Source organism: Virgibacillus sp. CM-4 (genome assembly GCF_000445495.1).
GTDB classification, from domain to species: Bacteria; Bacillota; Bacilli; order Bacillales; family Amphibacillaceae; genus Virgibacillus; species Virgibacillus salexigens.
The window spans coordinates 795,262-808,403 of record NZ_AUQA01000006.1; the positions used below are offsets into that span (position 1 = coordinate 795,262).

Below are 13,142 nucleotides of genomic sequence, written 5' to 3' on the forward strand. Positions count from 1 at the left end.
CTCAGAGAAAGAATATCTCCAAGAAATGTGGTTGTTATGCTAATTTATTTCTCCATGTTAATAATTCTACGGCTTCTTGTTCATTAATCTCACGGTTTATTCTCAAATCTTCAATTAATTGATCAAATCCTGTAAGGCTATATTGGGAAAAACCTGATTCCAAGAAGGCATCTGTTGCTTTTTTAAGTCCATAAGTGAAAATGGAAAATACCGCACTTATTGTGCCTCCCGCATGTTCAATTGCTTCAGCTGCTTCTATTGATGATCCTCCTGTAGAAATAAGATCTTCAATTACAAGTACTTTCTTTCCTTCTGCCAGCTCTCCTTCGATTTGATTCCCTTTGCCATGACCTTTCGGTTTTGAACGAACATAGATCATCGGTAGGTTTAGTTCTTGTGCTAACCATGCTGCATGGGGGATCCCCGCAGTAGCACATCCGGCAATAATATCGGGGGTTAGTTGCCGCTCCTCCATTAATTGAATAAAGGAAGCGGTAATTTTTTGGCGTACATCAGGATAAGACATTGTCAATCGGTTATCACAGTAGATAGGAGATTGAATACCTGAGGTCCACGTGAAATATCCTTTTGTTTTTATTTGCACTGCTTGAATACGAAGTAACTCACGGGTAATGTCATGATACTTATTCATTCTCCCACTCCCTTTTTAATTGCTGATATGCCTCATAGGGGTTATCAGCTTTGGTTATACTTCTACCAACCACAAGATAATCTGCTGCATTTTTTCGAGCAAAAGAAGGGGTAGCAATCCGTTTTTGGTCATTCTTACTAGATTGGGACAAACGAATGCCAGGTGTAACTGTTAAAAAGGATTGACTACATACTTCTTTTACTTTAGCTGCTTCATGAACAGAACAGACTACTCCATCTGCACCGTTTTGCTTAGCAAACTGTGAATAATACATCACATTCGCTTGAATGTCTCCAGGAATTAACATCTGATCATTCATGATTGTTTTATTCATAGAAGTCAATATAGTAACAGCCAATAACTTTGTATCATGATTGGGATTGCCTTTTAATAACCCTTCTTTTGCTTGTAAAATCATCTCACTGCCACCTAATGCATGAACATTAACCATCTCTATTTCTAGTTTGGCAATATTCTGCATCGCACGATTTACCGTGGTGGGGATATCATGAAGTTTTAAATCAAGAAATATAGGATGATTTTTTTCTTTTAACTTTTCAATGATCTTTGGGCCTTCTCGATAAAATAATTCCATGCCTACCTTTACAGGTACTCCCTGCAAATTATTTTGCTCTAGAAACATATTTGTTCTATCCAGATCTGGGAAATCCAGTGCAAGAAAAATAGGTATGTTCATCATTTAATCCCCTCTCCAATTGCATCTTTCACCGATGCAAAACCATATGTTTGCAATGTATTTGGTAATTCTTCAATGATCTCTGTACAAGCAAACGGATTTTGAAAGTTTGCTGTTCCAACAGCTACAGCACTAGCCCCTGCCAGTAAAAATTCGAGAACATCTATTGCAGTAGTAATACCTCCCATTCCTATAATTGGAAGGCTAACGCATTGTTTGACTTCATAAATCATTCGAATGGCTATTGGCTTAATAGCGGGTCCAGACAACCCTCCCGTTTGATTAGCAAGTAATGGTTGTTTTGATGGTAAGTGAATTTGCATCCCAGTTACCGTATTAATCATAGATAAACCATCCGCTCCTGCTTGCTCCACAGCTTTAGCCATGGCTACGATATCTACTACATTTGGGGAAAGCTTTACATAGACCGGTAAATTACTTGACTCCTTTACAACGTTGGTTACCTTTGCAGCCATTTCTGGATCTGTACCAAACTGAATACCACCTTCTTTTACGTTTGGACAAGAGATATTTAATTCTAAGGCTGCCACTTCCTTTACTGCATTAAACGCTGATGCTACCTCTTTGTATTCTTCTAATGTGCTGCCAGCAATGTTCGCAATTATCGGAGTAGCATAGTTTGCTAGAAATGGTAGTTCGTTTTCTATAATTTTATCTACCCCTGGATTCTGCAAACCAATAGCATTTAACATACCAGCAGCAGTTTCCGCGACTCGGGGAGTTTGATTTCCGAATCGAGCTTGTTTGGTGGCAGCTTTCATAATAATCGCACCTAATCTATTTAAATCATAGAATTCGCTATATTCTCTACCGAATCCAAAACATCCAGAGGCAGGCATGATTGGATTTTTTAATGATAGACCTGGTAGTTCTACTGCTAAACTCACGATAACTGTACCTCCTTCGTATGGAAGACAGGTCCATCATGACATATCTTTTTATAACCTCCAGATGGAACTGCAGGGATAACACAAGCAAAGCAAGCACCTACACCACATCCCATTCGTTCTTCCAAAGAGATATATCCAGGTATGTCCTTGAGTTGTGTCGTTATAGCTTTTAACATCGGTAAAGGTCCACACGAATAAAAACAATCAAATGCTCCGATCTGATCCAGCACGTTAGTTACAAACCCTTTTTCCCCGTAAGATCCATCATTTGTTACAATTATTGAGCGACCTAGCTGCTTGAATTTATTCTCATAGAAAACATAATCTTTGGATTGAAAACCTAACACGGATACAATATTAATCTTTTTTTTCGTTAACTCATTGGCCAGATAATAGAGTGGAGGTATACCAATACCACCACCTATAATAAGTGCTGTTGAATGAGCATTAGGTTCAAGCGGAAACCCATTTCCGCTTGGTCCTAATGCATTAATTGTGCTTCCTATGGAATTTGAAGCTAATGTCCTTGTTCCTTCACCGACAACTTTAAAAAGAATTGTCACCGTATTTTCTTGTTTATTCACTTGTGCAATTGATATTGGCCGCCTTAACATATGTCCTGTTAGTAGAAGATGTAAAAATTGTCCCGGAACAGCATTCTGACTTATATATTCATTTTCTAACACCATTTCTATTGTATCTAATGCGATTATTCTAGTGTGTTTAATGATCATGTTTTCTTTTCGCATCATAAGCTGGCTACCTCTTTATCCACCATTGGTTTAGCTTGAAACGTCATGGAATCAATTACATTTAGGATTGCATTCGCTGTGTCTAAGTTAGTTAAGCAAGCAATCCCGTGTTCTACGGACTCTCTACGAATACGGAAGCCATCCGACCGCGGCTGCTGACCGGAAGTCAATGTATTAATAACATACTGTACATCACCATTTTCAATAATGGACAGTACATTTGGTTCTGCAGCTCCAATTTTTTCAACTTTGGTTACTGGTATTCCAGCATCCCTTATATATGCTGCCGTTCCTTCTGTAGCGTATAACTGGAAGCCTAATTGATGGAATCTTGCTGCATTACCAAGCATTTCTTCCTTATCTTTATCGGCAACTGTTAATAGAACCGCTCCTTCTTGCGGCAGTTTAATGCCTGATGCAATTAACCCTTTGTATAATGCTTTTTCTAATGTCTTATCATAGCCAATGGCTTCTCCGGTAGATTTCATTTCCGGTCCCAAAATGGTGTCTACACTTCGTAATTTTTCAAATGAAAATACTGGAACTTTAACAGAAACTTGATTATCTTCAGGAAGAATGCCAGTAGTATACCCTAGATCACTTAATTTTTGCCCAAGTATACATTTTGTAGCTATATTTGCCATTGTTACTCCAGTAATTTTACTTAAAAATGGAATCGTTCTACTTGCTCTAGGATTCACCTCTAGTACATATACTTCTTGATCACAAACAATAAACTGGATATTAATAAGTCCTTTGACCTGTAACGCATGAGCAATACGTGTCGCAGCTTCTAAACATTTTTGCTTGACTACTTTACTTATTCGCTGTGGCGGATATACAGCAATGGAATCGCCTGAATGAACTCCTGCCCGCTCAATATGCTCCATAATTCCAGGAATAATTACTGTCTCACCATCACTAATAGCATCTACTTCTACTTCCATACCAGTGATATATTTATCGATTAAAATTGGATGCGCATCGGACACGTGATTTGTTTTAGCAAGATACGTTTCCAATTCATCCTCGTTATAAACAATCTCCATTCGACTTCCACCAATAACATAGGAAGGTCGAACAAGAACGGGATAACCAATTGAATCTGCTACTTCTCTCGCTTTTCGCATATTCAAAACCGTCTTGCCATCTGGTCGTAACAATTGTAAGTCATCAACCAGCACTTCAAACTTGTCACGATCTTCAGCCCGATCAATCGCCTCTAAATTGGTGCCTAAAATTTTAACACCACGACGTTCCAGCCCAGCTGCTAAATTAATAGCAGTTTGACCACCAAATTGAACAATGACACCTACTGGATCTTCTAAGTCAATAACATGCATAACATCTTCCAATGTTAAGGGTTCGAAGTATAACTTATCAGAGATGCTAAAATCAGTAGAGACAGTTTCTGGGTTATTATTCATAATAATTGCTTCATAGCCCATTTCTTTAATTGCTAATACAGAGTGAACAGTAGCATAATCAAATTCAATTCCCTGGCCAATACGGATTGGACCTGAGCCAAGGACAAGAACTTTTTTTCGGCTAGACGGGATGGATTCATTTTCAGATTCATACGTACTATAAAAATAAGGTGTTTCGGATTCGAATTCTGCTGCACATGTATCTACCATTTTATAAACGGGAGAAATATCGTTATTAATTCGATAGTTGTAAACAGCATCTTCTGACTGTTCCCAAAGTCGGGCAATATGTGCATCTGAAAATCCCAGTCGCTTAGCAGCTAAGGCAATTTCACTATCCTGCTTATTATATTTCAGCTGCTCTTCCATATCGATTAGTTTCTTTAACTTCATTAAGAAGAAGCGGTCAATTTTCGTATGTTCAAAAATACGTTCCACGGATATATTTCGTCGTAAAGCTTCTGCTAAAACAAAGATCCGCTCATCATCTGCTTTTTGCATTCGCTCGAACAGAATTGAATTATTGACATCTTGTAAACTACTAATCCATAGTTGATCCGTTCCTATATCAAGAGATCGAATCCCTTTTAATAAAGATTCCTCAAAATTTCGTCCAATTGCCATTACCTCTCCCGTTGCCTTCATTTGCGTTCCTAAATTGCGATCTCCTGCAGTAAATTTATCAAACGGGAAGCGAGGTATTTTAGTTACAACATAATCAAGCGCAGGCTCGAAGCAAGCGTATGTTTTGCCAGTAATCGGATTGATTATTTCATCTAGGGTTAGACCAATAGCAATCTTTGCTGCCATTTTAGCAATTGGATAACCTGTTGCCTTTGAGGCAAGTGCTGACGACCTGCTTACTCTAGGATTTACTTCAATAATGTAATATTGGAAGCTATCTGGATCGATTGCAAGTTGAACATTGCATCCTCCTTCAATTTCCAGTGCTCGAATAATTTTTAACGACGCATTTCGTAATAATTGATATTCTCGGTCACTTAATGTTTGGGAAGGAGCAACAACCATCGAATCTCCTGTATGAATACCTACAGGATCAATATTCTCCATGTTACAAACAACAATAGCTTGATCATTCTTATCTCGCATAACTTCATATTCAATCTCTTTATATCCAGCAATATTCTTCTCTATTAAGCATTGAGTAACAGGAGATAGTGACAAGCCATTACGGGCAATCTCTCTTAGTTCGGTTTCGTTGTTACACATTCCGCCGCCAGTTCCACCAAGTGTATAGGCTGGTCGAACAATTACTGGATAACCAATGGAATCGGCAAAATTACAGGCTTGATCCACCGTATTGATAATTTGACTTGCTGGAACGGGTTCATTTAATTCATTCATTAAATTTCTAAACTTTTCCCTATCCTCTGCTTTTTGAATAGCTTCTAAAGAAGTTCCTAATAATTCGACATGGTATTCTTGTAATATACCTGTATTATTTAAAGCGACAGCGAGATTTAGCCCTGTCTGTCCACCAAGTGTAGGTAACAAAGCATCCGGCTGCTCGGTACGAATTATTTTTGTTAGAAATTCTACTGTCAATGGTTCCATATATACCTTATCCGCTACGGTATGATCTGTCATAATTGTAGCTGGATTTGAATTTGCCAATATTACCGTATATCCTTCTTCCTTAAGTGCTTGACATGCTTGTGTCCCTGAGTAGTCAAACTCTGCTGCCTGTCCTATGACAATAGGCCCTGAACCAATTACTAATATTTTATTTATGTTTGTGTTTTTAGGCATAGACTACTTCCTCCTTTTTCCCCTGTTCCATCATTGTTAAAAATGAATCAAATAAATGACTGGTATCTTCAGGCCCCGGTGAACTCTCTGGATGATACTGTACAGAAAATGCAGGATATCTTGCGTGTTCAATTCCTTCAACGGTATGATCATTCAAAGCTATTTGAGTTAATTTTAGCTCTGTTCCTGATAATGAAGCTTGTTTTACAGCATAACTATGATTTTGTGACGTAATATAGGTTCGATCTGTCTGAAGATCTTTTACTGGATGATTCGAACCACGATGACCAAACTTCATCTTTTCCGTATCTGCACCACAAGCCAGTGCTAATAGTTGATGGCCTAAACAAATACCAAAGATCGGTACTTTCCCTAACACTTGCTTAATCATTTCAATCGTTTCTGGGACATCCTTTGGATCTCCTGGTCCGTTTGTCAGCATGATACCATCCGCTTTTAACCGCAACATATTTTCTGCGCTGTAGTTATAGGGAACAACCGTGATGTGACAATCTCGCTTGGTTAGTTCTCGCAAAATCCCATGCTTCATACCGCAATCAACAACGACCACTCGTTTTCCCCTTCCAGGAACTACATATGGTTTAATGGTTGAAGTTTGGGATACTTGATTTGTAGCTAATTTACTTTCATTTAGCTGATTTACTACTTCCTTAGCAGGGATAGCAGCATCCACGATCTTTGCCTTCATCGTTCCATATCTTCGAATAATTTTTGTTAACTGGCGTGTATCAATTCCATAAATACCAGGAATGTCATTTGCTCGCAAATAGTGATCAAGTGTTTCTTCATTACGGAAATTAGAAGGATGTTCTGCTACTTCTTTAACAATAAATCCATGTATAAATGGGGTAACTGTTTCAAAATCATCCCGATTAATACCGTAATTACCTGATAACGGATAGGTCATCATGACAATCTGCCCACAATAAGAAGGGTCTGTAATGATTTCTTGGTAGCCAGTCATTCCAGTATTGAATACTAATTCACCAACGGTCTCTTTTTCACTTCCAAAACTATTGCCAACAAACACGGTGCCATCTTCTAATACGAGTTGTCTTTTCATCCGATCAGCTCCCCTTCATAAACAATATTACCTTCTGTCATCGTTAACACTGGCAATCCAGTTACTTCCCATTGATGGAAAGGTGTATTTTTTCCTTTTGAATAAAAGTCATGCTTATTAATTGAAGCAGTTGCATGCAAATCAATCAAAGTTAGATCGGCTATGCAGCCAGCTTCCATCTTGCCATATGGCAATTGGAATGTTTCTGCAGGTTTTACCGTCATCCAATTAATAAGTTGTTGAAGCGTTATCTTACCTGGTTGAACAAGATGTGTATAAAGCAATGAAAAAGCATTTTCCAGTCCAACGATACCAAAGGGTGCTTTTAAAAACCCCTGTTCTTTCTCATTTGTTGCATGTGGCGCATGATCTGTCGCAATAAAATCAATGGTGCCATCTAATAATCCTTCCAGTAATGCTTGCTGATCCTCTTTTGCACGTAAAGGCGGATTCATTTTATAATTTGCATCATCTGTCTGTATCGCCGTTTCATTCAGTATTAAATGATGTGGTGTAACTTCTGCTGATACATGAATCCCTGCTCGTTTGGCATCTCGTATAACCCTGACAGATTCTTTCGTACTAACATGACATACATGATAATGGCAACCAGTTGCTTCTGCTAATAAGACATCCCTAGCAATTTGGACAGATTCACTCAAAGAAGGTATCCCAGGCATTTGCATCCGCTCACTTACTTCGCCGTGATGCAGGACCCCTTCATAAACTATGGAATTATCCTCACAATGGGCCACAATTGCTTTATTCCCTGCTTTTGCTAGCTTCATAGCCTGAAGCATTTGATCAGCTGTTTGAACCCCAACTCCATCATCTGTAAAGGCAATTATATTTTTTCTCGATAATTCCTCCATATCTGTTAATTCTTTTCCCTGCAAATTTTTCGTGATTGCTGCATAAGGCAATACTCGAATATGTGCATTTGTTTCAATTTTCCTGAATAAACTTTCTATCGTATCGTTAGTACCTGGAACTGGATTGGTGTTTGGCATTGCACAAATGGTTGTATAGCCACCCTTTGCTGCTGCCATGGTGCCTGTTCGAATTGTTTCCTTATGCTCCCCTCCAGGTTCACGTAAATGAACATGTACGTCGATAAATCCTGGAACAAGAAGATGTCCGTTGCCATCAATTATTTGATCAGCCGGTTCTGAAATCTTTGTATCTACCTTTGAGATGTACTTACCATCTATGAATAATTCACATGCTTCAAAATCACCCGTTGATGACAACTTTTTCACGTTTTTGAGTATTTGCTTCATACGATATCCCCCATGCTCGTAATAGTTTTGTGATAATAGCCATACGTATATATACACCATTATTCATTTGTTTAAATATTCTAGAACGTTCACATTCTACGAGATCCGAATCTATTTCTACCCCTCGGTTAATTGGAGCTGGGTGTAGAAGAATAGCACTAGGATTCATATTTCTTTCCCTTTCTTTCGTTAAACCAAATTTCCTTAAATAACTACTTTGATCTATGGCGACTTCTTGATGTCTCTCATGTTGAATTCTTAATAGCATTAAAACATCGCAGATCTCTACAGCTTCATCCATGGTTATATAAGGAAAATCAAGCGTTTCATCCTTACAACCATCAACAGTGGATAAATATACGTTTGCTCCCAGTCTTTTTAAAGTTTGAGCGTTTGATTTTGCAACCCGACTATGCAAGATATCACCTGAGATAACAACATTAATTCCATTGAATTGTTGGAATTCTTGATAGATCGTTAATAGATCAAGCATACACTGAGTCGGATGTTCTTCTTTACCTGCACCAGCATTGATAATCGGAATGGAGAGTTGATCTTTTAGTTCATGAAACCAATCATCCGCCGGATGACGAATTACTAATAGGTTAGCTCCAATAGCTTGAAAGGTTTTTGCCGTATCATATAATGATTCCCCCTTTTGCGTACTAGAGGTTTCTTGATGAAAATCAAGTACTTCCATTCCTAATTTACGTTCAGCTACCAAAAAACTCATTTTTGTCCTGGTACTAGGTTCAAAGAATAAATTCGCAGCAAACCTCTGCTGTTCAATTGCACACTGCTTTTGCTGCAATTGTTCTGCCATACGTAATATCTCCATAATTTCAACTTCATCTAACTGATTTACAGAAAAGAAATGTCGCATAGATCCTCCTTAAGTGAATAATTTTGACTAACTGATGTTGTAAAAGAAACGTGCAAATGATTGTAAGATATAAATCCATAAAAAAACCTCTTTGCCTAAAGGTCGCAAAGAGGTATACATGTAAAACGATACACGTATGTCTGGGCAACCTTTCAGATCTCTCGGACCTAATTAAAGGTTTAGTATTATCTTATTGATTCTTTTCATATATTGAAACAGTGTCTTCCATGCCATCAATTTCTTCCAGCTTCACCATAATAATTTCTTTATCAGAAGTTGGGATATTCTTACCTACATAATCTGCCCGAATTGGCAATTCTCGATGACCTCTATCTACTAATACACCAAGTTGAATTTGTGAAGGTCTGCCAATATCCATTACTGCGTCCATAGCAGCTCGAACTGTACGACCGGTAAATAGAACATCATCTAGCAAAACGACTTTCTTCCCAGTCAAATCTGCAGGAATATTCGTCTCTTTTAATTTTGGATCTTCTCCATCTGTAGCCTTATCCAAGTCGTCACGATATAAAGTTATATCTAATTCACCGATTGGCACATCCATATTTTCTATTTGCTTTATCTTTTCCTGTAATCGTTTGGTAAGCGGAACTCCTCTTGTTTTAATTCCAACAAGTACTAGATCGTCCCCACCTTTATTCTTTTCCAGTATTTCATGCGCAATTCTTGTCAATGCTCTGTTTATTGACGGCTTATCTAAGATATCCGTTTTTTTCTTCATTCTGCCACCAACCAATCGTTTGAAAACTTTTCCTACAGGCCCTCTACTTACAAAAATATCCCTCTTTTCCATGAGGAAAAAAGGGATTAGGATTCTTTACTCGAATCATTTCCGTATCCTTTCTAGCCTCACGGGACTATTATTAAAGGGCCTTATCAATTCATCTGTTTAATTATTACAAAAGATAATTCGAATGTCAATATTTTTTATGAAGATAGGCAATTAATTCCTGAAAATAATCTGGTAAGTCTACTTCAAAGTGCATATATTCCTTCGTGGTTGGATGGGTAAATGCTATCTCTTTTGCATGTAATGCTTGTCCGTTTACATCAATTGTTTTTCTTGGACCGTATTTTGGGTCACCTACTAATGGATGATTAATATATTTCATATGAACACGAATCTGATGGGTTCTTCCCGTCTCTAGTTGACATTCGACATGTGTATAACCCGGGAATCGATCTAGTATTTGAAAATGGGTTATCGCTGCTTTCCCATTGTCCACAACTGCCATTTTTTGACGGTCTTTAGGATCCCGCCCAATAGGGGCATCAATCATTCCTTTTTCATGTGGAATTTCACCATGAACCATTGCTTGATAGGTTCGTTTTATATCCTTATTTGCCAATTGTTCTGCTAAACGCTGATGTGCTTGGTCATTTTTAGCAACAACCAATAAACCGCTTGTATCTTTATCGATTCGATGTACGATCCCAGGACGTTCCACACCATTTATTCCAGATAAATCATCACAATGATACAATAAGGCATGTACAAGTGTACCATGTTGATGACCAGGAGATGGATGAACAACCATTCCTTTTTGTTTATTAACGACTAATAAATCGCTATCTTCAAACACAATATCTAAGTCGATTGCTTCTGGTGTAAGATTTAACGGTTCAACTTCTGGAATCGACCATTGAATAATATCACCTGATTGACATTTATAATTAGCCTTCGTGACTTCATGATTTACATAAACGAATTGTTGAGCAATCCACGTCTGCACTTGTGATCGAGATATATCTTTATTTAAATCAGCTAATACTTTGTCAATCCGGGTACGATGCTGCTCTTCAGTTACAGTATGTTCAAATGTTGTCATGATTTGACTTTTCCTTTCTTTACTTCATCCATAATCATTGCCAAGATAATCAGGCATGCACCAATAACGAGACTTGAATCAGCTACATTAAATATCGGAAAATCATAACCGAATATAATAAAATCAAAGAAATCAACTACTTCCTGACGAAATAAACGATCAATGAAATTACCAATGGCTCCTCCTAACACCAAGCTTAACGCGATTGCAAGCCATTTACTCTCTTTTGCATACATTTGCATATAATAGATAACGACGATGACCACAATAGCGGTTACGATATAGAAAAATGTCATCTGACCTTCTAATATTCCCCATGCTGCTCCTGTATTTCGATGTGAGGTTATGTAAAAAAAGTTATCAATAATCGTAATTTGATCACCAAGCTCCATTGTTTTAACAATTATCCATTTCGTTAGTTGATCAATGGATATCATTATTAGTGCAATCAAGTAGTACCAATACATTGTTTTTCCCCCGATTTATTCTAATTTGTATCCCTTAATAGCATAATGGTTTCATCAAGTATTTTCAATATATCACAATCAAGCAAAAGCACAAGCATCTTTCATAGTTGCTACCAATTCTTAAATATGATTCATAACCTAAATTCATTCCTAGAAATAGAGAGAATAAAAATAACTACTAGAAAATAAAAGGTATGAAGAAGATAGATAGTTACGCCCCTCTTCATTCTATAAAATATAATACACGCATAAGTGTATATTGAAAATATTTTATGCGTGTTTAAAGAATTAGCGTATTCCAAAATAAACGTAAGATCCCCAATGGCAGGCCTATTGTTTAATTGCTTATTTTTTTCACCTGCTTTAATGTCGCTACAATAAGAAAACTAACAATAACCAATAACAGCCAGGAACTCACCTTCCCTAGATGAACGATACTCCATGCATCGGCCTGATTGGGATATTCCCAGGCTCCAAAAAACGTTGCAATATTTTCAGCTACCCATATAAAAAATCCGATGAGGGTAAAAGAAAATACGATTGGCATACGATATTGAGTCCCATTAATTTCGTATATAACCCATGATTTCCAAAAAACGATAATTACAAGACCAGATAGAACCCAACGAATATCAAACCAATAATGATGGGTAAAAAAATTCAAATAAATCGCAGCTGCCAGCGGTACAACTATCAAAAACGATGGCCATCTAACCAGTTCAACCTCTAGCCTCCTCCATGCCTGACAAAGATAACTTGCTACACTTGCGTACATAAATCCACTGTACAAAGGCACCCCCAAAATCTTGGCATACCCCTCCTCTGGATAAGACCAGGAACCCATATGCACCTTAAAAAGTTCAAGCGCAAGTCCAATAACGTGAAACAATGTAATCACCTTTAGTTCATCCTTGGTTTCTAGCCCGGAATACACCATCCACCACTGCATTAGTAAACAGATCAGGAGTAACCAGTCATACCTTGGGAGAAAAGGAAGTGGAATGACTTGCGTCAAAGCTAAAGAGGCAAAGATAACGACAGGAAATAAACAAGACATGGCCTGTTGCCACCCAAAACGAATAAGTTGCTGTAGAGCTATAACGATTTTTCCCTTTCTTTTCATGTTAAGTGTCCCAATTTTATTAATCATGACTATCTTCATCTCTTCGGTATTCTAAAATATCTCCAGGCTGACATTCTAATGCCTTACAAATTGCGTCTAAAGTTGATATTCGAACCGCTTTTGCCTTTCCATTTTTCAAAATAGAAAGATTAGCCATTGTAATACCAACCCGTTCAGATAGTTCTGTTACACTCATTTTTCGTTTCGCCAACATCACATCAATATTAATTATAATCGCCATGTTAT

The 13,142-nt window shown here is 37.7% G+C and carries 13 protein-coding genes; all 13 read right to left on the reverse strand.

Features of this window, described 5'->3' with window-relative positions; all coding sequences use genetic code 11:
- Positions 1-34: 34 nt before the first annotated feature.
- The 13 genes from pyrE to M948_RS37385 all read right to left on the reverse strand — a co-directional run bounded on the left by pyrE (position 35) and on the right by M948_RS37385 (position 13,137).
- Positions 35-652, reverse strand: coding sequence for an orotate phosphoribosyltransferase (gene pyrE / locus M948_RS37325; RefSeq protein ID WP_021291641.1), 618 nt, complete (start codon positions 650-652; stop codon positions 35-37).
- Positions 645-1,349, reverse strand: a complete 705-nt coding sequence (pyrF, locus tag M948_RS37330) for an orotidine-5'-phosphate decarboxylase (protein ID WP_021291642.1) — start codon at positions 1,347-1,349, stop codon at positions 645-647. Before pyrF ends, pyrE begins: the two co-directional genes overlap by 8 nt.
- A complete protein-coding gene (locus M948_RS37335) occupies positions 1,349-2,257 on the reverse strand; it encodes a dihydroorotate dehydrogenase (protein ID WP_021291643.1) in 909 nt (302 codons plus the stop codon). The genes pyrF and M948_RS37335 overlap by 1 nt, the downstream gene beginning before the upstream one ends.
- The gene (locus tag M948_RS37340; protein ID WP_021291644.1) at positions 2,254-3,012 is read right to left on the reverse strand and encodes a dihydroorotate dehydrogenase electron transfer subunit; all 759 of its coding nucleotides are present in this window, start codon (positions 3,010-3,012) and stop codon (positions 2,254-2,256) included. Before M948_RS37340 ends, M948_RS37335 begins: the two co-directional genes overlap by 4 nt.
- Positions 3,009-6,209 (reverse strand): carbamoyl-phosphate synthase large subunit, encoded by a 3,201-nt coding sequence (gene carB / locus M948_RS37345; protein ID WP_021291645.1) that lies wholly within the window; start codon positions 6,207-6,209, stop codon positions 3,009-3,011. Before carB ends, M948_RS37340 begins: the two co-directional genes overlap by 4 nt.
- Entirely contained in the window at positions 6,202-7,293 is a 1,092-nt protein-coding gene (locus tag M948_RS37350) for a carbamoyl phosphate synthase small subunit (protein WP_021291646.1), read from the reverse strand. Before M948_RS37350 ends, carB begins: the two co-directional genes overlap by 8 nt.
- Positions 7,290-8,573, reverse strand: a complete 1,284-nt coding sequence (locus tag M948_RS37355) for a dihydroorotase (RefSeq protein ID WP_021291647.1) — start codon at positions 8,571-8,573, stop codon at positions 7,290-7,292. The genes M948_RS37350 and M948_RS37355 overlap by 4 nt, the downstream gene beginning before the upstream one ends.
- Positions 8,527-9,456, reverse strand: a complete 930-nt coding sequence (locus M948_RS37360; protein WP_021291648.1) for an aspartate carbamoyltransferase catalytic subunit — start codon at positions 9,454-9,456, stop codon at positions 8,527-8,529. Before M948_RS37360 ends, M948_RS37355 begins: the two co-directional genes overlap by 47 nt.
- Positions 9,457-9,646: 190 nt before the next feature.
- Positions 9,647-10,198, reverse strand: a complete 552-nt coding sequence (gene pyrR / locus M948_RS37365; RefSeq protein ID WP_021291649.1) for a bifunctional pyr operon transcriptional regulator/uracil phosphoribosyltransferase PyrR — start codon at positions 10,196-10,198, stop codon at positions 9,647-9,649.
- Between the two features lie 196 nt (positions 10,199-10,394).
- The gene (locus tag M948_RS37370) at positions 10,395-11,306 is read right to left on the reverse strand and encodes an RluA family pseudouridine synthase (RefSeq protein WP_021291650.1); all 912 of its coding nucleotides are present in this window, start codon (positions 11,304-11,306) and stop codon (positions 10,395-10,397) included.
- The gene (gene lspA / locus M948_RS37375; RefSeq protein ID WP_021291651.1) at positions 11,303-11,773 is read right to left on the reverse strand and encodes a signal peptidase II; all 471 of its coding nucleotides are present in this window, start codon (positions 11,771-11,773) and stop codon (positions 11,303-11,305) included. The genes M948_RS37370 and lspA overlap by 4 nt, the downstream gene beginning before the upstream one ends.
- A 337-nt stretch (positions 11,774-12,110) precedes the next feature.
- Positions 12,111-12,896: a DUF817 domain-containing protein gene (locus M948_RS37380; protein WP_031335602.1), complete on the reverse strand. Its 786-nt coding sequence runs from the start codon at positions 12,894-12,896 to the stop codon at positions 12,111-12,113.
- Positions 12,897-12,915: 19 nt separating this feature from the next.
- Entirely contained in the window at positions 12,916-13,137 is a 222-nt protein-coding gene (locus M948_RS37385) for a helix-turn-helix domain-containing protein (protein WP_021291653.1), read from the reverse strand.
- Positions 13,138-13,142 lie beyond the last annotated feature (5 nt).